The organism is Rhizobium laguerreae, assembly GCF_019778565.1.
In the GTDB taxonomy this organism is placed as follows: domain Bacteria; phylum Pseudomonadota; class Alphaproteobacteria; order Rhizobiales; family Rhizobiaceae; genus Rhizobium; species Rhizobium laguerreae.
Genome location: NZ_JAAXQT010000004.1, coordinates 239,270 through 261,766, shown reverse-complemented (window position 1 = coordinate 261,766; position 22,497 = coordinate 239,270). Strand labels below are relative to the sequence as shown.

Genomic DNA, 22,497 nt, shown 5'->3' with positions numbered 1-22,497 from the left:
CGAAAAGGTCTCAATCGCGCGATTGCGGCGTGCCTGGAATGGTCTCATAGGGAACGCGGAAGACGCGATCCTCGAACTGCATGCCGGTTTTGACATTGAAGATCATCACCGAGGTGTCCTTGCCCTGATTGTCGGTGATCGTCCACTGCCGCAGATCGTAGGTCTTCGGGTCGAACATCATGGTAATGGTCGAGTTTCCGAACACCGTATTGTTGCCGAGTGCGATCGTCGTCAGGTCAGACTCTTCCTTCACGCCCTTCACCATGCCGGCCGACAGATCGATACGCTGCGCCAGAAGCAGGCTGAGCGGGGTCTTGGAGAGCGGATAGAGATCCCAGGTCTTCAGCTTCATATTGCCGATGGCGACGTTCTTGCCGTCGGCGATCACCCGCATCGGCGACGGATCGTCATAGTTGAAGCGCAGTTTGCCGGGGCGCTGGATGAAGAACTTGCCGCCGGTCTGTTCGCCGCGCGGGCCGAACTGCACGAATTCGCCCTGCATCGTCGTAACGCCGGAAAAATGATCGGCGATCGCCTGCGCCGTGCCGGAGGCGGGAGCTGCCGCCTGCGCATAAGCGCCAAGGGGAATGGCGCTCGCTATCGCAGCGACGGCAAAGGCGCCGAGAAGGTCGCGGCGCGTTACCGTCAGGCCGGAGAGGAACGTATCGGAGTGACTCATCTAAATCTCCTTTATGCGATCTGCATGCTGCCGAAAGGCGGCGTCTTCAAGGCGTTGCGATCGGCCTGCGAGAGGTAACGGCTTCGATGCTATCAGGTTTCCGCAAAAGCGGCTGTATTGGAAATATATGCCTGTTATGTCAGCGGTCGAGGATGTCGCCTTCGGTCGGAACCAAAATTTCGCGTTTGCCGGCGTGGTTGGCTGGTCCGATGATACCCTCCTTCTCCATGCGCTCGACGAGCGAGGCGGCACGGTTGTAGCCGATGCCAAGTCGGCGCTGCACGTAGGAGGTCGACGCCTTGCCGTCGCGCAGCACGATGGCGACCGCCTGATCGTAGGGATCTTCCGATTCGGAAAGATTGGACGTGCCGGCCGGACCGCCTCCGCCACCGCCGTAATCGCCGTCCTCATCGTCATCGGCGGTAATCGCGTCGAGATATTGCGGCGAGCCCTGGGTCTTCAGGTAGGAGACGATCTCTTCCACCTCGACATCAGAAACGAACGGGCCGTGCACGCGCTGGATACGCCCGCCACCCGCCATGTAGAGCATGTCGCCCATGCCGAGCAGCTGTTCGGCACCCTGTTCGCCGAGAATGGTGCGGCTGTCGATCTTCGAAGTCACCTGGAAGGAGATGCGCGTCGGGAAGTTTGCCTTGATCGTGCCGGTGATGACGTCGACCGACGGACGCTGTGTCGCCATGATCACGTGGATGCCGGCGGCACGCGCCATCTGCGCCAGACGCTGGACGGCGCCTTCGATGTCTTTGCCGGCGACCATCATCAGGTCGGCCATCTCGTCGATGATCACGACGATATAGGGCATCGGCCGCAGATCGAATTCTTCGGTCTCGTACATCGCCTCGCCGGTATGGCGGTCGAATCCGGTCTGCACCGTGCGCGAGATCGCCTCGCCCTTCGACAGCGCCTGCTCGACGCGGGTGTTGAAGCCATCGATGTTGCGCACACCGATCTTCGACATCTTCTTGTAGCGCTCTTCCATCTCGCGCACGGTCCATTTGAGCGCGACGACGGCCTTCTTCGGATCGGTGACGACAGGCGAAAGCAGGTGCGGGATGCCGTCATAGACGGAGAGTTCCAGCATCTTCGGGTCGATCATGATCAGCCGGCACTGTTCCGGCGTCATGCGGTAGAGCAGCGACAGGATCATCGTGTTGATGGCGACCGACTTGCCGGAACCGGTGGTGCCGGCGACGAGCAGATGCGGCATCTTGGCGAGATCGGCGATCACGGCTTCGCCGCCGATCGTTTTGCCGAGCGCCATGGCGAGCTTCGCCTTGCTGCCTTCGAAATCTCGGGAGGCGATGAGTTCACGCAGATAGACGGTCTCGCGCGTCTGGTTCGGCAATTCGATGCCGATCGCGTTGCGGCCGGGCACGACGGCCACGCGGGCGGCAATCGCGCTCATCGAGCGGGCGATATCGTCGGCAAGGCCGATGACGCGTGACGACTTGATGCCAGGCGCCGGCTCCAGTTCGTAGAGCGTGACGACGGGACCGGGACGGACATGGATGATCTCGCCCTTGACGCCGAAATCCTCAAGCACGCCTTCGAGCATGCGGGCGTTCTGTTCCAGCGCATCGGCCGAAAGCGTGGAGTCGCGCACGACATTCTTCGGTTCGGCGAGCAGATGCATCGAGGGAAGCTGGAAACCCTCGGGACGGATGAACAAGCCCTGCGCCTCTCGCTCGATGCGGGCGCTGGGCTTCGGACGTGCGACGACGGGGACGACGCGCGGTTCCGGCTTGCCGGCCGCCTTTGCCGGTGCTCGGATCATCCAGTCGTCGTCATCGTCGTCGGGCAGGATATCGGCCGGGCGCGGCGGCATGTCGTTATCGAAGGGCAGGTCGTCGTCATTGTCATCGTCGTCATCGACAGACAGCGACGGTGCGGAGACGATGCGCCGGGGCGAAGCCATCCTTGCTCCCATCGATGGTTCCATCGACGGCTCCATGCGCTCGCCGCGGACGGTCGGCGCCTTGGCGCGCACCGGTTCGTTCAGCGTGCCGAACTCGTCATCGTTGAAATCATAAGGTGATTCGTAATCGCCCTGGCGCCGCTTGCGCGGCCCCATGCCGAACAGCCGACGCAGCCGGCCCTGGCTCATGTACCAGGCATGCGTCACGGCACCGCTGAGAGCGACCCAGCGGGACTCGTCTTCCTCCTCGTCCTCGTCTCCGACGACGCGGGCCTTGCTGCGCGTATCGACGTAGTCTTCCTCGATCTCCTCGTCGGCGTCGCTGCGGCCGACAAGGCCTGATGCAAACAGCATCAGCCAGGCGGTCGGTGCGGCGAAGATGCAGCCGACGACCATGGCGAAGGTGCCCGTCGGATAGGCGCCGACGAAGAGTGCGGGAAAACGCAGGATCATGTCGCCGATGACACCGCCGATGCCGTTCGGGATCGGCCAGGTGAGCGGCGGCGGAAAGCAGCCGAGGACGGCGCAGGAAAGCACCGAACCGCCGAACCAGGCGCCGGCACGGGCAGGAATACGGCTGAAGCGGCGGCCCGAGATCAGCGTCAGCGCCCAGGCGACGATCGGCAGCATCGAAACGACGCTGGCAAGCCCGAGGAACTGCATGACGATATCGGCAAAGGCAGCACCGCTGTAGCCGAGAATATTCGTCGGCAGGTTGGCGGTCGCGTAGGAATAGCTCGGATCCGCAACATTCCATGTCGCCAGCGCCGCGACGCAGAACGCCAGTAGCAGAAAGATCGCAAAGCCGATGAGCGCCTGGATCTGCCGCAGCATGAATGCCGAGAAGGAGAACCGATCCGGACGGCCATCCATTGCCGGCGACGTGCTTCTTGCCATGTGTCTAACCCGTCCAATGCCTGAGGACACGCGAATCGCTGAAGCTTCGCCGTGCCAAAATGCGTCCGTTCTACCTAATCAGAGCCGGGTTAAAGCGATGTTAACCATGCATGGCTGGACGACAATTCCGGACAGGGAAATGAAAAAGGCCCGAACCTTGAAAGGTCCGGGCGAAATGCGGTCTATGGTTAGATAGGCCGCGACGGGCCATGAAGCGGCGCCCTTTTGCCGGGCGCCGCAAACCCTGTGATCATGAAGAGTGGTAGGCGGCTTCGCCGTGGGTCGAAAGGTCGAGACCTTCGCGTTCGGCTTCGACGGTGACACGCAGACCGATGACGATGTCGACGATCTTGTAGAGGATCGCCGAGCCGATGCCCGACCACAGCAGCGTCGTCAGCACGCCCTTGGCCTGGTTCCAGACCTGGGTCGCCGTGCCGGCATAGGAGGCTGCGAAATCGGCTGTGGAATAATCGACGATGCCAGCACCGCCGAGCGCCGGGTTGACGAGGATACCGGTGCCGAGAGCGCCGATGATGCCGCCGACGCAATGGACGCCGAAGACATCGAGGCTGTCGTCGTAGTTGAACTTGTTCTTCACGACGTCGACGAAGAAGTAGCAGGCCGGCGAAACGAGGAGGCCGAGAACGATCGAGCCCATCGGGCCGGCAAAGCCTGCCGCCGGGGTGATGGCGACGAGACCGGCAACCGCGCCGGAAGCGCCACCGAGCATGGAAGCCTTGCCGCGGGTGAGGGTTTCGACGATGCACCAGGACACAGCGGCGGCCGCCGCTGCGACGAAGGTGTTGATCATAGCGAGAGAAGCGTAGGCATTGGCTTCGAGGTTGGAGCCGGCATTAAAGCCGAACCAGCCGACCCAGAGCAGCGAGGCGCCGACCATGGTCAGCGTCATCGAATGCGGAGCCATGATTTCCTTTTTATAGCCCGTGCGCTTGCCGAGCATGATGGCGCCGACGAGGCCCGCGATACCGGCATTGATGTGAACGACCGTGCCGCCGGCAAAGTCGATTGCGCCGTAGGAGAAGATCAGACCGGCCGGCGAGGTGTAGGAGCTCGGACCGCCCCAGAACCAGACCATGTGCGCCATCGGGAAATAGATGAAAGTGACCCAGAGCACGACGAAGAGCATGACGGCCGAGAACTTGATGCGCTCGGCGAATGCGCCGACGATCAGGCCGGGCGTGATGCAGGCAAACGTCATCTGGAACACGATGAAGGTATATTCCGGAATGGCGACGCCCTTCGAGAAGGTTTCTACGAGCGACGAGGTGTTGACGCCGGCGAGGAAGGCCTTGGAGAAGCCGCCGACGAAGCTGTTCAGCGAACCGCCGTCGGTGAAGGCGAGCGAATAGCCGTAGGTCACCCAGATCAGCGCCACGACGGCCGTGATCATGAAGACCTGCATCAGCACCGAGAGCATGTTCTTGGCGCGCACGAGACCGCCGTAGAAAAGCGCAAGGCCGGGGATGGTCATCAGCAGGACGAGCGCCGAGGAGACGAGCATCCAGGTATTATCACCCTTATCCATCGTGAGAGCAGGAGCAGCAGCGGCAGTGGCGGCTGGCGCAGCCTCCTGCGCGAAAGCGACGGCCGGCGCCAGAAGGGCGGCCGAAGCTGCGCAAATCCGCGCAAAGGTGGAAGAAAACTTCGAAATTGACATTGGAAAAAGCTCCTTGATCTGCCGTTCTTACAGCGCTTCTGAATCGGTTTCGCCCGTACGGATGCGCACGGCATGGTCGATCGAATAGACGAAGATCTTGCCGTCACCGATCTGACCGGTCTTGGCCGCTGCCGCGATGGCCTCGACCGCCCTGTCGACGAGTTCCGATGCAACCGCGATTTCGATCTTGAGCTTCGGCAGGAAGCTGACTGCATATTCGGTGCCGCGATAGATTTCGGTGTGCCCCTTCTGGCGCCCGTAGCCCTTCACCTCGGTTACGGTCAGCCCCTGAATACCGATCGCCGTAAGGGCTTCGCGGACCTCATCGAGCTTGAACGGCTTGATAATGGCCATCACAATTTTCATCTGGTTTCCCATCCTTCGTTATCCTCGGCGCGGAGCCGACTCTCCTTGCCGCTGACATTCCTGAACAGCGACCGGCCAATACACATTCAAGGGACGTGCCAGATTCGAAGCAAGAGGTAAACTATTGAAAAGTAAAGGTTATAATAAAGAGTGCCAATAAACAGGCAAATGATTGGCCAATAAGCGCACAAATAACGCGCAAATTTATAAAGTTGCACATTATTTATTCATTTGCCTTTTTCCGAATCAGGCCTTCCTGCGCGACCGATGCAATCAGGCTACCGGATCGTGTAAATAGGCTACCCCGGGTTAATCCTCTGGCGCCTGAAGCCGACGGACTGTCCTGCGTATAAAGCAGCCAGTCGTCGAGCTTGCAGGGCTTGTGGAACCACATCGAGTGATCGAGGCTCGCCACCTGCAGGCTCTGGTCGAAGATGGACGTTCCGTGCGCATAGAGCGACGTATCGAGCAGCGTCATGTCCGAAAGATAGGCAAGCACCGCCGCCTGATAGAGCCGGTCGTCGGGAACCGGGCCGGTGGCGCGCACCCAGACGTCTTGTTTGGGATCGAGCTTCCTGTCGGAAAAATAATGCGTCAGCGAGACGGGGCGGATCTCGATCGGCCGCTCACGCTGCCAGTATTTTCGGATCGCTTCCGGCGCGTGCGCCAGATACTGTTCCTTGATCTGCTGCTCGCCGAGCAGCGCCTCCGGCATCTCGACCTCGGGCATCGCGATCTGGTGCTCGAAGCCCGGCTCCTCCACCTGGAAGGAGGCCGACAGCGCGAAGATCGCCTTGCCGTGCTGAATGGCGACGACGCGCCGCGTGTTGAAGCTCGATCCGTCGCGGATGCGCTCTGCCTGGTAGATGATCGGCACCGAGGGATCGCCGGGACGCATGAAATAAGCATGCAGCGAATGGACGAAACGCTCGCCCTCGATGGTGCGCTGCGCCGCCATCAACGCCTGGCCGATCACCTGGCCGCCGAAGACCCGCTGCCAGCCGACCTTGGGGCTGCGGCCGCGGAAGATATCGACCTCGATCGGCTCGAGGTCGAGCGTCGAAAGCAGCGTCTCCATCGCCGAAGGCCCTGATGTCTCGCCCGTCATTTCTATGTCTCCCAGCGGTAGGAAGTGAAGTTGCGATGATCTATATAGGTCACATCTGAGGCATAAGGTACGGGAGCGGCGCGATGCTTGATATGCTGGTTGTGGGCGGGGGTTATGTCGGCCTTTCCGCCGCTGTCGCGGTCAAGCAGGCAGCACCCCATCTGAATGTCGCCGTCGTCGAGGCGGCCCCCGAACATGTCTGGAAAAACGATACGCGCGCTTCCGCCATCATCGCCGCGGCAGCGAAGATGCTCGAAGTCTTCGGCATCTGGAAGGAGATCGAGCCGGAGGCCCAGCCGATCACCAAGATGATCGTCACCGACTCCAAGACCTCCGATCCGGTGCGTCCGGTATTTCTGACCTTCGACGGCGAAGTGGCCGACGGCCGGCCGTTCGCCCACATGATCCCGAATGTCGCGATGGTCGCCGCCCTGCGCGGTGCCTGCGACCGGCTCGGCATCGACATCCGCCACGGGCTTGGCGCTACGGAGCTGAAGACCCACGACACCCATGCCACCGTCACGCTCTCGGACGGCAGCGCGCTGGAAACCCGGCTGCTGGTTGCCTGCGACGGCGTGCGCTCGACGCTGCGTGATCTTGCCGGCATCAGGACCGTCACCTGGGACTACGGCCAGTCCGGCATCGTTGCAACCGTCGAACATGAGCGGCCGCATGACGGCTGCGCCGAGGAACATTTTCTGCCGGCCGGCCCCTTCGCCATCCTGCCGCTCAAGAACAACCGCTCCTCGCTCGTCTGGACGGAGCGCACGCCGGATGCCAATCGGCTGGTCGCCGCCGACGACCTGATCTTCGAGGAAGAGCTCGAACGCCGCTTCGGCCACAAGCTTGGGAGCCTGAAAGTGATCGGCGACAAGCGCGCCTTCCCGCTCGGCCTGACGCTCGCCCGCGCCTTCGTCGCGCCGCGTTTCGCGCTGGCCGGCGACGCTGCCCACGGCATCCACCCGATTTCGGGTCAGGGCCTCAATCTCGGCTTCAAGGATGTGGCGGCACTTGCCGAAACCATCGTGGAGGCCGACCGCCTCGGCCTCGATATCGGCTCGATCAACATTCTCGAGCGCTACCAGACCTGGCGGCGCTTCGACACGTTCCGCATGGGGGTGACGACCGACGTGCTGAACCGGCTCTTCTCCAACGACGCGACGCCGATCCGCATCGCCCGCGACGTCGGCCTCGGCATCGTCGACCGGCTGCCGCGCCTCAAATCCTTCTTCATCGGCCAGGCGGCCGGAACGACGGCAAAGGACAATCCGCGGCTGCTTGCCGGCCAGACGATTTAACCTTTTACGCAATACGCGGCAAAACCGCCTCGCGCTTCGCCGGGGAAACCCGCTTCCTGGAATTGCTTTAGTCGTCGAGGCGGCGGGCTTCGGACACCAGCATGATTGGAATGCCGTCGCGGATCGGATAGGCAAGCCGCGCCTTTTCCGAGACGAGTTCGTTGTGCTCGCGATCATAGGAAAGCCGCCCCTTGGAGAGCGGGCAGACCAGCAGATCGAGCAGCTTTGGATCGACGCGGCTGAGTTTTTCGTCCATGGCTGAAGTCTACTGCAGAACCGTGTCGGAGTCACCGAAGACGCGCGCCAGCACGATTTCGGTAATGGCGATCAGCGTCTCGGCCCGCGTCTTCAGGTCCGGCGCCTCCAGCAGCGCCTGTTTTTCCGCCGGCCCGAAGGGCGACATCATCGCCAGCGAATTGACGAGCGTCAGATTGCTCGCCCGCTCGACGCTCTCCCAGTCTGCCTCCAGCTTGTTGGCATCGAGATAGGCCTTGAAGGCCGTCAGAAGCGCTGCGCGGTCGACCGCCTCCTCCTCGTTCTCGGCCGAGAGGTCGGCGATAAAAGGGGCGATGCGGAAGGTGCGGAAGGGATCGCTGGTCGCTTTCTCCTCCAGCAGCCGGAAGCGGCAGACGCCGGTCAGCGATACGATATAGCGCCCGTCGCCGGTCTCGGCAAAGGAGGTGATGCGGCCGAGGCAACCGACAGCAGCAAGGTTGGCCTCGCCGCCCTTGTCCTCGTGTTCGCCGAGCGCCGGCTGCACCATGCCGATCAGCCGGTTTCCGGTCAGTGCTGCATCCAGCATCGCCAGATAGCGCGGCTCGAAAATGTTGAGGGGAAGCTGCCCGGCCGGCAGGAGGAGGGCGCCGGTCAGGGGGAAGACAGCGATCACATCAGGCAGATCGCCCGGCTTCAGGTATCTGGCATTCCCGACTTGCATGAAACCGTCCCGCATTCTTGTAACGGGCATGCCCGTCTTGACGAGAATGTGGTGCCCTCGTCCGAAAACGCAAGGGCAGATGCTCGAAACTTACAGCGCCGCGCGTCTTTTTAGACGCGCGGCGCTGTAACGCTTTGAATCGCTGCATAATTTCATCCCTAAATCGATTCCGATTTAAGGAATTATGCAGTGGCGAATACCCGAAAATCGGAATCGATTTTCGGAAAAGATCATGCACGGATTCAATGCGATAGACCGTCCGTGGCGTGTCTTGTCGGACGCGCCGCGCCTAGGAGAACAGCATCGCCGAAAGCTTGCGGCGCGCTGCAACCGTCGCCGGATCCTTGAAGCCCCAGACCTCGAAGAACTGCAGCAGCTGGCGGCGGGCGCCGTCATCGTCGAAGGCACGGTCCTTGCGCATGATCAGCAGCAGATGGTCGGCCGCCTCGTCGCGCCGGCCTTCGACATTGCGGATCTTGGCGAGCTTGATCCGCGTCTCGTGGTCATCGGGATTGGCTGCCAGTTGACGCTCGAGCGCAACGGGATCGCCGAGTTTGCGGGCTTCCTCGATCTGCTCGAGCTTCATCAGCACCGCCTGGATGCCGGCGTCTTTCGCCAGCTCTTCCGGCAATTCCGTCAGTATTTCGCGCGCCCGCTGATGCTGGTTGGCGGCGATCATGCATTCGGCCATGCCGGCAAGCGCCTTGGCATTCTCGGGGTCGGCCTGCATCACGGCGCCGTAGAGCTGAGCGGCCTCGTTGATATTGCCGGCGGCAAGCAGTTCCGCCGCTTCCGCAAGCACGGCTTCGATTTCCGCCGCCTCGTCGGCGCCGGCCGGACCGGCGATGCGGTCGATGAACTGCTGGATCTGGCTTTCCGGCACCGCGCCCATGAAACCGTCGGCAGGACGGCCGTTGACGAAGGCGATGACGGCGGGGATCGACTGGATGCCGAGCTGACCGGCGATCGACGGATGGTCGTCGATGTTCATCTTGACCAGCCGGACACGGCCCTTGGCTTCGTTGACCACCTTTTCCAATACCGGCGTCAGCTGCTTGCACGGACCGCACCAGGGCGCCCAGAAATCGACCAGCACCGGCTGGCTGCGCGATGCCTCGATGACATCCTTGGAAAAATTCGCGGTCGTCGTCTCCGTGATGTAGCTGCCGGCCGCAGCCGCGGGCTGTGGTGCCGCGCCGAAGCTTGTGCTCGCCGTCATCTGGTTTCCGAAGGAACCGTTATAGGGGTTGTCGCTGCCGCTCATAGGTATCTCCCGCCGCGCCGATCCTGCCGGCGTCTTTGCTAAAGCATGTCGCGCAAAACTGTGGTGCGGTTTTGCGATAAAGGCATGCGCAAAACCAGAGACTAAAGCGCCGCAAGCGAATCTAAAAGATCGCGACGCGCTTTAGCGCTAAAATCGTATGTCAGGACGTCACTTTCAAGACAAGCGGCTTATGTCCGGTCGCTTCCATGAAACGGATGAGATCGCTGCCCGCAATCGAGGTCGTCGCATCATTGGATAACGGATGGCAGTTGACGATCTCCTCGCGCATCAGCTCGGCATCGAGCACGAAGGTGACATTCTCGGCAGTATCGTTGATCGCGCCGAACGCCGTCACCGAACCCGGAGCGACGCCGAGATACTCCATCAGCTTCTCCGGCCTGCCGAAGGAGACCCGGCCGGAGCCGCCGATGGCATTATGCACCTGCTTGAGGTCGACGGCAGCATTTTCCTCCACGGTCAGCAGAAAATACCTGTCCTTCTTGTCTTTGACGAACAGGTTCTTGGTGTGGCCGCCGGGGATCTCGTCGCGCAGGGCGACCGATTCCGCCACGGTGAAGACCGGCGCATGATCGACCGTTTTATGGGCGATGCCGAGCCCGTCGAGAAAGGCAAACAATTCTTCTCTTGTCTTCGGGGCATTTTCGGACATGGGGCAATCCATTGGGCAGGAAGGGAAAAAGCGAGGCGTCCTGATTAAGTCGGTCCACATCGTTTGGCAATCTTTGCGACCGACGCTTTGCCCCGCATTTGCGGCCTTTCCGCCGGGCGTCTGCAAACACCAGAATTTTTCTTCGCCTCTCCGTCATTTCCCTGTTGCATTTGAAAACCCGTTAGGCCATATAGCGCCGGTCGCCGCGAGGCGGCGCCCACGGTCCAACAACTACCCCGGACCGATGCGGATTGAGCGGGTGTAGCTCAGGGGTAGAGCACAACCTTGCCAAGGTTGGGGTCGAGGGTTCGAATCCCTTCGCCCGCTCCAGTTTTCCAATGTCCATTCCCGACACATAGGTAACGGAACGTACCTAAGACATAGGTGACAACCTCGTGCCGAACGGGTGGCCTCCTTCTTCAACGTCAGATGCATGCGCTCGTGGCGGCCGTTCTGCTGCGGATGGCTTGATGCGTTCGATACCTGCCGAGCCTCAGCCATCAGACCGACAGCTTCGACAGGTTCGACAGGTTGTAGAGCCCGTTGGGGCTGGCAAAGGGCAGGCCTTTTAAGCCAGGGTCATGCCGCCATCGACATGAAGCTCGATCCCGTTGACAAAGCTTCCTGCATCGGAGGCGAGGAAGAGTGCGGCGCGCGCCAACTCTTCCGGTCGGCCGAGACGGCCGGCGGGGATCAGGGAAGCCATGTAATCTTCGAATGCCGGCCGCTCGGCCTCCGATACGCCCAGCTTGGCGAGAATTTCCGTCTCGACCGGTCCCGGGCTCAGGATGTTGACACGGATCCGCCGCGACTTGAATTCGATCGCCCAGTTTTTCGCAAAGGCGGCGGTTGCTGCTTTTGAACCGGCATAGACGGTATGATCCGGGAGGATCTTCGTGGCCGCGAGCGAGCTCGTAACGATGATGTTTCCGCCGTCGCGGATCAGAGGGGCGATCGTCTGCACGCCGAAGAACACGCCGCGCGTATTGATTGCGAAATGCCGGTCATAGTCTGCCGGAGTCACCTCGGCGGAGGTGGTGAGATTGATGATCCCAGCATTGGCCATGTAGATGTCGAGCCCGCCGAAGCGGCTCTTCACGGTGTCCGCCAGCCTGCGATGATCTTCCAGGTCGGCGGCATCACCCACGAAGCCGATGGCCGACGGACCGATTTCTTGGACGGCGCGGTCGACAGCATCCTGCCGGCGCCCGGAAATGATGACCTGCGCTCCTTCTTCCGCGAACAGCCGAGCGGTCGCCTTGCCGATGCCGCTATTGCCGCCGGTGATGACGGCGACCTTGTCTTTGAGGTGTTGCATTGTTTATCTCCTTTCAACGAGAAATTAGATAAACGCTGCCACCCTTCGTCATTAGATCATGGGCGGGCACATGATCTGTGCCGCGGAGGTGCAAATGCCGAATCTGCTCAACGAGATGCCCGGATTGATGGCTTTTGTGCGGACGGTAGAGGCCGGATCATTCAGCGCCGCGGCCCGCGATCTGGCGACGACACCGTCAGCGGTGTCGAAGAGCGTGGCGCGGCTGGAAAAGAAGATTGGCGCCCGGCTGTTCCTGCGCTCCACGCGCGCCCTGACGCTTACCCAGGACGGGCAACTTTTCTTCGACCGCGTTGCGCCGCTGTTGCGGCACCTGGATGCAAGTGAAGAGGCGATCAGGTCCGACGTTGCGCCCTCGGGTCGCTTGCGCATCAGCATGCCCAGCGAAATGGCGCCTCTACTGCTGCCGCGCCTCTTCGGAAGCTTTGCAGCAGACTATCCGAACCTGCATCTCGAAGTCGGACTTACGGATCGGTTCGTCGATCTGATCCGGGAGGACTACGACGTTGTGCTGCGCGTTGGGAATCCCGCACCGGGAGACCTCATGGTTCGTCACCTGGCCGACCTGCCGATGACGATCGTCGGGTCTCCGACCTTTCTGAAGACCTGGGGCAATCCTGCAACTGCCGAAGCGCTGGCGGCTCTGCCCTTTGCCCGCTATGCACTGGGTGGCATCACGCAGCCTCTGCGCCTGCCGGACGGGACGAGCTTCATTCCCTTCGGGCGCGTCGATTGCGACTCAGGGGCCGCACTCATTCAGGCTGCGCTGAGTGGGCTGGGAGCAGCCTATCTTCTGCGATGCCTGGTCGGGAAAGACCTGGCAGACGGCACGCTTGTTACACTCGCTGCGGGATTTGGGTTCCCGAGCGCTCCCTTCAATGCACTGCACGCCTTTGGCCGCACCGTGCCGTTGCGCGTGAAACTGGTCTGCAATTTCATCGCCCGGGAAGCAAAAGCCCTCGAAGCCATCTGAGCACCTGATGTTGGGGTTGGTCAGAATCCAGGTCCGCCGGTCTCGCGCATCGTCGGGGGTAAGGTCTCCCATGCCCCGATCAGCTCACCGACGGAGCGGACCTCCATCTTGCGCATGACATTGGCACGGCGCAGCGCGTCACCACCTCGCGTAGGATCTCGGGCTCGCGATGCGTCAGCGTCCCTAAACGTTCAAGATTGCGCTTGACGATGACCGCCTCCGTGCGCCGGGGCCATCCACAGCGATACCGGCTATCACCGCATCGAGCAGCGCCTGGTCTGACACCGGCTTGGTGTGGAGATCCACAGCGCCCGCCTTCATCGTTTTGGCAGCGTTCCGCCACTTGGGAAAAGGCGGCGAGCTTCAATCAACGGCCGGCGAACCTGTCGAGCGCTTGGCTGACTTCATCGGTCAGCCAGACCCCCACCATAATCTATATAGCACTTCGGAATCCCGAAATTGGTTGGGGTGTTGAAATCATTGGATGTTTCCCCACGGCGACACCGCCCAAAACGCGACGAATTTCGGAATCCCGAAGCGGGGGAATTTCGGGATCCCGAAGTGGGATTTTTTCTTTATGCCGATACTGACGCGTTTTCCGGCAGCAATCGGCGCGGCATCCGACGGAAGAAACCGAACCGGTCGGAGGCTCACCGACTACGGCACCTTCAACCTCGACGCCGGCTTAGAAGATCAGGATTGTAATTTATTTTGTTGATTGGTTCGTTTGTAAACTTATTGTCGAGGCAAAAAGGACGCTTCTTCGGATCGGATCCCGAATGTTCACTTTATCGCAGCACAAACTCCGTCGACCGACACCGATCCGCACCCGCGTGTCGATGCCGGCGCTGGAGCCGGGTTGCCAGCATCGCCCATAACTTCCTGACTGCTCCCAACATCATTTGAGGTTTCCCATGCGCATCGCCGTCGGTGGCATTCATACCGAGTGCAGTACATACAATCCCGTCCTGAACGAGGAGAAGGATTTTCGAGTATTACGCGGCGAAGCGCTGCTGGCAGCGCCCTATTTCGCCTTCCTCAAGGATTATGATGCGGAATTCCTGCCGACGATCCATGCCCGCGCCATTGCCGGTGGCCCGGTTTCACGTGCCACTTACGAGGCCTTCAAGGGCGAGTTCCTCGAGCGGCTGAAGCCGATGCTGCCGCTTGACGGTCTCTACCTCGCCATGCACGGCGCCGTGTATGTCGAGGGCATGGAGGATGCCGAGGGCGACTGGATCAGCGCGGCCCGCGCGCTGGTCGGCGAGGATTGCACGGTCTCGGCAAGTTACGACCTGCACGGCAACGTCACCCAGCGCATCATCGATGCGCTCGACATCTATTCCACCTATCGCACCGCGCCGCATATCGATGTCGAAGAGACGATGCGCCGCTCCGTCTCCATGCTGGTAAAGAGTCTGAAAACCGGCGAGAGGCCGACCCTTCTCTGGGCGCCGATCCCCGTCGTGCTGCCCGGCGAGCGCACCAGCACCGTCGATGAGCCGGCAAAGAGCCTCTATGACATGCTGCCCGGGATCGATGCGCTTGATGGCGTTTGGGATGCGTCGCTGATGGTCGGCTATGTCTGGGCCGACGAACCGCGCGCCACCGCCGCCGCCATCATGACCGGCACCGACCGCGCCGTGCTGGAGCGTGAGGCCAAACGTCTCGCGAGGGCTTATTGGGATGCGCGCGAAGACTTTGTTTTCGGCTGCGAGACCGGCTCGCTCGAGGAATGCGTCGAAAGGGCAGTCGCAAGCCCGACCGCCCCTGTTGTGCTTGCCGAATCCGGCGACAATCCGACCGGTGGCGGTGTCGGGGACCGGGCCGATGTGCTGGCCGAACTGATCGCCAGGGCGGCCACCGGCGTCGTCTTTGCCGGCATCGCCGACAAGGCGGCGACCGAGGCCTGTTACGCCGCAGGCATCGGCGCCGAGTTGGAGCTCAGCGTCGGCGCCTCGCTCGATACCGAAGGCAGCAAACCGGTTGTCGCCCGTTTCACGGTCAAGTTGCTGCATGAAACTTCTGATCCGACCGACCGCCAGGCGGTCGTTTCGACCGGCGGCATCGATCTGGTGCTTTCCGCCAAGCGCCGGCCCTATCACAATATCGTCGATTTCACCCGGCTAGGTCTCGACCCGAACCAGGCGAAGATCATCGTCGTCAAATCGGGCTATCTCTCGCCGGAACTGGCGCCGATTGCCAATCCGAACTTGATGGCGCTATCAACAGGTGTCGTCGACCAGTTCGTCGAGCGCCTGCCGCGGCTGCGCAAGCAGCATCCGACCTATCCCTTCGACAAGGATTTCGCCTTCGAGCCGCAGGTCTTTCTCTCCGCGCGCTCGACGCCGGCCTGAGGTTCACCTGAACCAATTGCGTTTTTCTGGATGATCGTGTCGATCGTGCCGCCGCCGTGTCGGCGCGATCGACCGGTTCCCCGTATCGCGGCAACGCCAGGGATTGAGCAAAAAACAGGCAGATTTCCATTTGCACAAAAAAGCGCTTGACGGTCGTCGCGTTTTGGTTTGCACTGAACCAATAGAAAATTGGTACGGACCATTTAAGCCAATGCCGATGGATGAGACGCGGGGCAATTCGAATTATGCGCTGGAGAGGCTGAGGGCTCTCCTGCGGTCCGACGGTCTCGACGCCGACGGCAAGCTGCCGACCGAGCGCACCCTTTCGGAAATGCTTGGCGTCGGCCGCCGTGCCGTGCGTCGCGCCCTCGAAGTGCTGGAGGCAGAAGGCCGCGTCTGGCGCCGCCAAGGCTCCGGCACCTATGCCGGCCCGCGCCCCGACGGCTGGAGCGATCATGTCGGCTCGATCGTTGCCGGCACCGATCTGATGGAAGTCATGGAAGTGCGCCTGCGCATCGAGCCGCAGCTCGCCCAGCTTGCCGCCATGCGCGCCAAGGCCGCCGATATCGAGCGCATGTACGATCTGGTGAAGAAGATCTACGAAAGCACCGATGCCGACGGGCGCGAACTCTGGGACGGCGCCCTGCACCGCCAGATTGCCCAATGCGCCGGCAACGGTTTCTTCCTCACCATCTTCGACGTCATCAACCGGGTGCGCCAGGACGAGGCCTGGCAGACGATCCGCGAGCGCGCTCGCAGCGCCAGCCGGACGCGGCCCGTCACCTTTAACCAGCACACGGCGATCGTCGATGCGATCGCCGCCCGCGATCCGGCTAGGGCGGGCGAAGCGATGCGCCAGCATCTGCTGACGCTGCAGGAAAGCCTCATCCGTATCACCTCGCTCGACCACAGCGAAATGGAGGTCGACAAGACCCTCGCCTGAGCCGGGAAGTGAACCGGGAGAAAAAATACGACGGGCCATAACCGCCGGAATGGAAGCAAAAACCAAACAAAAATAGACAGAGGAGAATGGAATGAAGATCGCCAAATTGCTGACCACCGCCGTTGCCGGCGCACTGTTTGCCCTTCCTGCCTTCGCCGTCGATCTGAAGATCGGCCTGCAGGACGATGCCGACGTGCTCGATCCCGCGCAGTCGCGCACCTTCGTCGGCCGCATCGTCTATACCGCGATGTGCGACAAGCTGGTCGACGTCTCACCGGATCTGAAGATCGTGCCGCAGCTTGCCACCGAATGGAGCTGGTCGGCCGATGGCAAAGAGCTCATCATGAAGCTTCGCCAAGGCGTCAAGTTCCATGACGAGACCCCCTTCAACGCCGAAGCCGTCGTCGCCACCATCGAGCGCAACATCACCCTGCCGGAATCACGTCGCAAGAGCGAGCTAGCCTCGGTCGCAAAGGTCGAGGCGGCAAGCGAATACGAGGTCAAGTTCACCCTCAAGGCGCCTGATGTCACCCTTCTTGCCCAGCTTTCCGACCGCGCCGGCATGATCGTCTCGCCGAAGGCCGCCAAGGAACTCGGCGCCAAGTTCGGCGATCACCCGGTCTGCGCCGGTCCGTTCAAGTTTGTCGAGCGCGTCCAGCAGGACCGCATCGTGCTCGAAAAGTTCCAGGACTACTGGAACAAGGACAAGATCTTCATCGACAAGCTCACCTATCTGCCGATCCCGGATACGACGGTGCGCCTCGCCAATCTGCGGTCCGGCGATCTCGACATGATCGAGCGCCTCGCCGCGACCGACGCGGAAGCCGTGAAGTCCGATTCGAGCCTGGTCTATGCCGATGCCGTCGGCACCGGCTACATGGCGCTCTACACCAATATCGGCAATGGTGCGCGGGCCGACAATCCTTTCGGCAAGGACAAGCGCCTGCGCCAGGCCTTCTCGCTGGCGATCGACCGCGATGCCGTCAACCAGATCGTCTACGAAGGCACGGCGGTTTCCGGCAACCAGCCCTTTCCCCCGAGCAGCCCGTGGTTCGACAAGGATATTGCCGTCCCCGCCCGCGATCTCGACAAGGCCAAGGCGCTGATCAAGGAAGCTGGCTTCGACCGCGTGCCGATCGAACTGCAGATCCCGAACAATCCTGTTGCCATGCAGATGATGCAGATCATCCAGTCGATGGTCGGCGAAGCCGGCTTCGACGTCAGCCTGAAATCGACGGAATTCGCCACGCTGCTGAGCGAGCAGACGGCCGGCAACTATCAGCTCAGCCGTTCCGACTGGTCCGGCCGCGTCGATCCCGATGGCAACATCCATCAGTTCATCACCTGCAAGGGCGGCATCAACGACACGAAATACTGCAACGCCGAGGTGGACAAGCTGCTGAACGAAGCCCGGGCGTCGACCGACGAGGCCGTGCGCAAGCAGAAATACGATGCCGCCGCCGTCATCCTGAACGATGATCTGCCGATCATCTATCTCGGCCATCAGTCCTGGATCTGGGCGCTGCACAAAAACATCACCGGCTTCGTTCCGTCGCCGGATGGCATGATCCGCCTCGTCGGCGTCAAGAAAGCCGGCTGATCAGAAGCCGTTCATGCGGCGGAAATCCTCCGCCGCATGATCCCAGTCGTGTCAGGATCGCCCATGTACACCTACATCGCCAAACGGCTCTTGGTCGCCATACCGACGCTTTTGATCATTTCGGTCTTCGTCTTCTCGCTGCAGAAGCTGCTGCCCGGCGACCCGATCCTCGCCATGGCCGGCGAGGAACGCGACCCGCAGGTTCTCGAATTCCTGCGCGAGAAATATCGGCTGAACGATCCTGTGCCCTATCAATATGTCCGCTGGCTGGGTGCGGCACTGCAGGGCGACCTCGGCATCTCGCTGCGCACCAACCAGCCGGTTCTGCAGCTCATCGGCGAAAAGCTGCCGGTCACCATCCAGCTTGCCATCATGTCGATGATCTTCGCCTTTGTCATCGGCGTGCCGATGGGCATCCTGGCGGCCGTCAAGAAGAACACGATGATCGACTATCTCGCCAACATCATCGCGCTGACCGGCCTGTCGATCCCGAATTTCTGGCTCGGCATCATGCTGATCCTGCTGGTTTCGGTCAATCTCGGCTGGCTGCCGGCATCCGGCTATGAACCCTTCTTCAGCAACCCGCTGCGTTCGCTGGAAACCATGCTGATGCCCTCCTTCGTGCTCGGCAATGCGCTGGCGGCGACGCTGATGCGGCATACCCGCTCGGCAATGCTCAGCGTGCTGAGCGCCGATTACATCCGCACCGCCCGCGCCAAGGGACTGCCGGAAAGCACTGTCGTGCTCGAACACAGCTTCCGCAACGCGATGCTGCCGATCGTGACGCTGACCGCGCTGCTCTTCGGCGAATTGCTCGCCGGCGCCGTGCTGACCGAGCAGATCTTCACCATTCCGGGTTTCGGAAAGCTCATCGTCGACGCCGTCTTCAACCGCGACTACGCTGTCGTTCAGGGTGTGGTGATCTGCACGGCGATCGGCTTCATCTTGATGAACCTCGTGGCCGACATTCTCTACGTCCTGCTCAATCCGCGCATGAGGGCTGCCCTATGACCGCGATCGGAGAAACCGGCATTCCCTCCGCGATCGACCGTACGCCGAGCCGCGCCTGGCGCAAGCTGAAGGCCAACAAGGGCGCCCTCGTCGGCCTGGCGATCATCGCCTTCTTTGCGATCCTCGCCGTTGCCGCCCCCATTCTTCCGATTCCCGATCCGAACGCCACAAGCTGGTCGGCAATCCGCAAGGCGCCCTCCGCCGCCCATTGGCTCGGCACCGACGACATCGGCCGCGACATTCTTTCCCGGATGATCTGGGGTGCGCAGGCCTCGCTGATGGCCGGCGTCTTCTCGGTCGCCATTGCCGTTGTCATCGGCGTACCTTTCGGCCTCGTCTCCGGTTATTTCGGCGGCTGGATCGACATGGTGATCTCCCGCATCACCGAAGCCTTTCTGGCCATGCCTTTCCTCATCACCGCCATCGCGCTTGCCGCCTTTCTCGGTCCGAGCCTGACCAATGCGATGATTGCGATCGGCCTTTCGGCCATGCCGGTCTTCGTGCGGCTGACGCGTGGCCAGGTGCTTTCGGTCAAAACCGAGGAATATGTCGAGAGCGCCCGCTCGATCGGCCTCCGGTCCTCGAGCATCATCACCCGCTATATCCTGCCGAATGTTTTTGCGCCGATCCTCGTGCAGGCGACGTTGACCATCGCAACGGCGATCATCGCCGAAGCGAGCCTCTCCTTTCTTGGCCTCGGACAGCAGCCGCCGGCGCCGAGCTGGGGCTCGATGCTGAACGTCGCCAAGAATTTCCTCTCCCAGGCGCCATGGATGGCGATGTGGCCGGGTGCTGCGATCTTCTTCGTCGTCATCGGTTTCAATCTCTTAGGCGACGGCCTGCGCGATGCACTCGATCCGCGCGAAGCATGATTTCTTGAAAGGACATTCGATATGACCGCATTCACGACCCGCCCCGAGATCCTCGGCACATTCGGCGTCGTCACCTCCACGCACTGGATCGCCTCGGCTGTCGGCATGAGCATTCTCGAAAAGGGCGGCAACGCTTTCGATGCGGCAGTGGCGACGGGTTTCGTGCTGCAGGTCGTCGAGCCGCATCTTTGCGGCCCGGGCGGCGATATGCCGGCGGTGATCTATTCGAAGAAGAAGGACAAGGTCGAGGTCATCTGCGCGCAGGGCCCCGCCCCGGCCGGTGCGACGATCGAACACTATACGGCGGAAGGCCTGAGCCTGATCCCTGGCGACGGGCTGCTTGCGACTGTCATCCCCGGCTCCTTCGATGGCTGGATGCTGATGCTGCGCGACTATGGCTCGATGAGCGTGCGCGATGTGCTGGAACCGGCGATCTATTACGCCGAGCACGGTCATCCGATGCTGCCGCGCGTCTCCGCCACCATCAAGGGGCTCGCCGCCTTCTTCGAGAAGGAATGGCCGACCTCCCATGAGACCTGGCTGCCAGGCGGCAGTGCCCCCGAAGCGCATGCGAATTTCAGGAATCCGGTGCTTGCCGAAACATGGAAGCGCGTCATTGCCGAGGCGGAAGCGAAAAGCGGCCGGGAAGCGCAGGTGCAGGCGGCCCGCGACGCCTTCTATCGCGGCTTCGTTGCCGAGAAGATCGACGACTATCTGAAGACCGCAGAGGTGATGGATGCAAGCGGCAACCGCCACAAGGGCGTTTTGACTGCTACCGACATGGCGAACTGGTCGGCAACGATCGAGGAGCCGCTGACCTATGATTATCATGGCTGGACCATCGCCAAGATCGGCCCCTGGGGCCAGGGTCCGGTCTTCCTGCAGACCCTGTCGATCCTCAAAGGCTTCGATCTCGCCGCGATGGATCCCGCCGGCGCCGATTTCGTCCATACCGTCGTCGAAGCGATGAAGCTCGCCTTCGCCGACCGCGAAGTCTATTATGGTGATCCTGATTTTTCGGAGGTTCCCATCGCGCATCTGCTGTCGGAGACCTATGCCGCCGAGCGCCGCAAGCTGGTCGGTCCGGACGCCTCCTTCGATCTTCGCCCCGGCATCGTGCCTGGCTTCGAAGCGCAGCATGATCTGACGATGAAGATGCTCGGCGCGGATTCCAAGACCGGCGCCGTCTACGAGCCGACCATGGCGCATCTTTCCGAAAAGCGCGGCGACACCGTGCATATCGACGTGATCGACCGCGACGGCAACATGGTCTCCGTCACGCCATCAGGCGGCTGGCTGCAATCCTCCCCGACCGTGCCCGGCCTCGGCTTCTGCCTCAATTCCCGCGCCCAGATGTTCTGGCTGAAATCAGGCCTGCCGACGTCGCTTGCGCCCGGCAAGCGGCCGCGCACGACGTTGACGCCGTCGCTCGGCCTCTATGAGGGCCGACCGACGCTCGCCTTCGGCACGCCTGGCGGCGATCAGCAGGAGCAGTGGCAGCTTTCCTTCTTCCTGCGGTATGCGCACCACAAGCTGAACCTGCAGGCGGCGATCGACCAGCCGCTGTTCCACACTTCGCATTTTCCGGGCTCCTTCTATCCGCGCACCCGAGAGCCCGGCAGCCTGATGGCGGAAGCGAATTTCGGCCCTGAAGTCCTCGATGCCCTGCGCCGCAAGGGCCACACGCTGACGGTCGCCGATGTCTGGACGATCGGCCGGCTGACCGCCGCGAGACGCGATGCCGATGGACTGCTGCGCGCCGCAGCCACCCCGCGCCTGATGCAGGCCTATGCGATCGGGAGATAGGCATGACCTGGTCCATCGTCGCCCGTGATCCCTTGACCGGCCATCTCGGCATCGCCGTCGCGAGCCGCTTCTTTGCCGTCGGCGCCCTTGTGCCGCATATTCGCGGCGGCATCGGCGCCGTTGCTACCCAGGCCTTCGTCAACCCGCTTTACGGCGTCGACGGCCTGTCGCTGCTTGCCGCCGGCAAGGCGCCGGAGGAGATCATCGCCGAGCTCATCGCGCGTGACGCCGGCTGCAATCAGCGGCAGCTGCACCTCATCGATGCGAAGGGGCGCAACGCCGCCTTCACCGGTCCGGCATGCATCGACTGGGCGGGGCATCTGATCGACGAAAACGTCTCGGTCGCCGGCAACATGCTCGCAGGTCCTGACGTCGTCACTGAGACGCTTGCCACCTACAACAAGGCGATGGACAAGCCGCTGGCCGAACGCCTGCTCGTGGCGATGCAGGCAGGCGAAGATGCCGGCGGCGATAAGCGCGGCAGGCAGTCCGCCGCCCTCGCCATCCATCGCGACCAGGATTATCCGTGGCTCAGCCTCCGCGCCGACGATCATCCTGATCCGCTGGCCGAACTTGTCCGCCTGCATGCGGTGGCGGGTGAACGTTACCTGCATGTCGCCGAGACGATGGCGACACGGCAAAATCCGACCGGCAGGACGGACAGGCGCGAGATCGATGAAAAGATCGCGGCGCTGGAAGCGGCCCGCATCGCTGAAGGCAGGCCATCCGCCTCCTTTGCCACGCCTTTGAAGATGTGAACCAGATA

At 62.0% G+C, this 22,497-nt stretch carries 20 protein-coding genes, 1 tRNA gene and 1 pseudogene; 11 read left to right on the top strand and 11 right to left on the bottom strand.

The genetic code is table 11. The features are described from left to right. Window positions 1-10: 10 nt before the first annotated feature. From HFO71_RS15210 to tesB, 5 genes are all read right to left on the bottom strand, one after another. The gene (locus HFO71_RS15210; RefSeq protein ID WP_077977896.1) at window positions 11-679 is read right to left on the bottom strand and encodes an outer membrane lipoprotein carrier protein LolA; all 669 of its coding nucleotides are present in this window, start codon (window positions 677-679) and stop codon (window positions 11-13) included. Window positions 680-818: 139 nt separating this feature from the next. Next, on the bottom strand, window positions 819-3,512 hold the full coding sequence (locus HFO71_RS15205) for a DNA translocase FtsK (protein WP_221988210.1): 2,694 nt from the start codon (window positions 3,510-3,512) through the stop codon (window positions 819-821). A 250-nt stretch (window positions 3,513-3,762) separates the two neighbouring features. Beyond that, complete coding sequence (locus HFO71_RS15200) at window positions 3,763-5,190, bottom strand: ammonium transporter (protein WP_131640845.1); 1,428 nt, start codon at window positions 5,188-5,190, stop codon at window positions 3,763-3,765. Window positions 5,191-5,217: 27 nt separating this feature from the next. Continuing rightward, on the bottom strand, window positions 5,218-5,568 hold the full coding sequence (locus HFO71_RS15195) for a P-II family nitrogen regulator (RefSeq protein WP_017962468.1): 351 nt from the start codon (window positions 5,566-5,568) through the stop codon (window positions 5,218-5,220). A gap of 211 nt (window positions 5,569-5,779) precedes the next feature. Next, complete coding sequence (tesB, locus tag HFO71_RS15190) at window positions 5,780-6,664, bottom strand: acyl-CoA thioesterase II (protein ID WP_025396367.1); 885 nt, start codon at window positions 6,662-6,664, stop codon at window positions 5,780-5,782. A gap of 83 nt (window positions 6,665-6,747) precedes the next feature. Between tesB and HFO71_RS15185 the strand changes: the two genes are divergently transcribed. Next, window positions 6,748-7,962: a ubiquinone biosynthesis hydroxylase gene (locus tag HFO71_RS15185; RefSeq protein WP_131640846.1), complete on the top strand. Its 1,215-nt coding sequence runs from the start codon at window positions 6,748-6,750 to the stop codon at window positions 7,960-7,962. Between the two features lie 67 nt (window positions 7,963-8,029). Here HFO71_RS15185 and HFO71_RS15180 read toward each other — a convergent pair whose 3' ends face one another. The 4 genes from HFO71_RS15180 to HFO71_RS15165 all read right to left on the bottom strand — a co-directional run bounded on the left by HFO71_RS15180 (window position 8,030) and on the right by HFO71_RS15165 (window position 10,833). After that, a complete protein-coding gene (locus HFO71_RS15180) occupies window positions 8,030-8,218 on the bottom strand; it encodes a Trm112 family protein (protein WP_017962471.1) in 189 nt (62 codons plus the stop codon). 9 nt (window positions 8,219-8,227) lie between these two features. Next, entirely contained in the window at window positions 8,228-8,914 is a 687-nt protein-coding gene (locus HFO71_RS15175) for an LON peptidase substrate-binding domain-containing protein (RefSeq protein ID WP_206102976.1), read from the bottom strand. A gap of 274 nt (window positions 8,915-9,188) precedes the next feature. Then, window positions 9,189-10,163, bottom strand: coding sequence for a thioredoxin (gene trxA, locus HFO71_RS15170; RefSeq protein ID WP_221977367.1), 975 nt, complete (start codon window positions 10,161-10,163; stop codon window positions 9,189-9,191). Window positions 10,164-10,323: 160 nt separating this feature from the next. Next, window positions 10,324-10,833, bottom strand: a complete 510-nt coding sequence (locus HFO71_RS15165; protein WP_168258811.1) for a prolyl-tRNA synthetase associated domain-containing protein — start codon at window positions 10,831-10,833, stop codon at window positions 10,324-10,326. A 255-nt stretch (window positions 10,834-11,088) separates the two neighbouring features. On the opposite strand from HFO71_RS15165, the gene HFO71_RS15160 reads away from it, so the two are divergent. After that, window positions 11,089-11,163, top strand: a tRNA-Gly gene (locus HFO71_RS15160). A 238-nt stretch (window positions 11,164-11,401) separates the two neighbouring features. On the opposite strand, the gene HFO71_RS15155 is transcribed toward HFO71_RS15160, so the two are convergent. After that, on the bottom strand, window positions 11,402-12,151 hold the full coding sequence (locus tag HFO71_RS15155; protein ID WP_027666963.1) for an SDR family NAD(P)-dependent oxidoreductase: 750 nt from the start codon (window positions 12,149-12,151) through the stop codon (window positions 11,402-11,404). A 58-nt stretch (window positions 12,152-12,209) separates the two neighbouring features. Here HFO71_RS15155 and HFO71_RS15150 point away from each other — a divergent pair, with 58 nt between their 5' ends. Beyond that, entirely contained in the window at window positions 12,210-13,142 is a 933-nt protein-coding gene (locus HFO71_RS15150) for a LysR family transcriptional regulator (RefSeq protein ID WP_221977365.1), read from the top strand. Window positions 13,143-13,162: 20 nt separating this feature from the next. Here the strand turns inward: HFO71_RS15150 and HFO71_RS35840 are convergent. Beyond that, a pseudogene (locus HFO71_RS35840) lies at window positions 13,163-13,469 on the bottom strand (response regulator transcription factor); the annotation flags it as partial. Window positions 13,470-13,626: 157 nt separating this feature from the next. Here HFO71_RS35840 and HFO71_RS15145 point away from each other — a divergent pair. From HFO71_RS15145 to HFO71_RS15110, 8 genes are all read left to right on the top strand, one after another. Next, window positions 13,627-13,860, top strand: coding sequence for a hypothetical protein (locus HFO71_RS15145; RefSeq protein WP_231284985.1), 234 nt, complete (start codon window positions 13,627-13,629; stop codon window positions 13,858-13,860). 196 nt (window positions 13,861-14,056) lie between these two features. Then, on the top strand, window positions 14,057-15,499 hold the full coding sequence (locus tag HFO71_RS15140; protein ID WP_131640851.1) for a M81 family metallopeptidase: 1,443 nt from the start codon (window positions 14,057-14,059) through the stop codon (window positions 15,497-15,499). Window positions 15,500-15,710: 211 nt separating this feature from the next. After that, a complete protein-coding gene (locus HFO71_RS15135) occupies window positions 15,711-16,442 on the top strand; it encodes a FadR/GntR family transcriptional regulator (protein ID WP_131640852.1) in 732 nt (243 codons plus the stop codon). Window positions 16,443-16,533: 91 nt separating this feature from the next. Beyond that, window positions 16,534-18,042 carry an ABC transporter substrate-binding protein gene (locus tag HFO71_RS15130; protein ID WP_132611155.1) on the top strand — a complete coding sequence of 503 codons (1,509 nt, stop codon included), beginning with the start codon at window positions 16,534-16,536 and terminating at the stop codon, window positions 18,040-18,042. Window positions 18,043-18,105: 63 nt separating this feature from the next. Beyond that, complete coding sequence (locus tag HFO71_RS15125) at window positions 18,106-19,053, top strand: ABC transporter permease (RefSeq protein WP_131640854.1); 948 nt, start codon at window positions 18,106-18,108, stop codon at window positions 19,051-19,053. Next, a complete protein-coding gene (locus tag HFO71_RS15120; protein ID WP_221988209.1) occupies window positions 19,050-19,925 on the top strand; it encodes an ABC transporter permease in 876 nt (291 codons plus the stop codon). Before HFO71_RS15125 ends, HFO71_RS15120 begins: the two co-directional genes overlap by 4 nt. A 21-nt stretch (window positions 19,926-19,946) precedes the next feature. Then, the gene (locus HFO71_RS15115) at window positions 19,947-21,731 is read left to right on the top strand and encodes a gamma-glutamyltransferase family protein (RefSeq protein ID WP_131640855.1); all 1,785 of its coding nucleotides are present in this window, start codon (window positions 19,947-19,949) and stop codon (window positions 21,729-21,731) included. 2 nt (window positions 21,732-21,733) lie between these two features. Then, window positions 21,734-22,489 (top strand): DUF1028 domain-containing protein, encoded by a 756-nt coding sequence (locus HFO71_RS15110; RefSeq protein WP_077977910.1) that lies wholly within the window; start codon window positions 21,734-21,736, stop codon window positions 22,487-22,489. Window positions 22,490-22,497 lie beyond the last annotated feature (8 nt).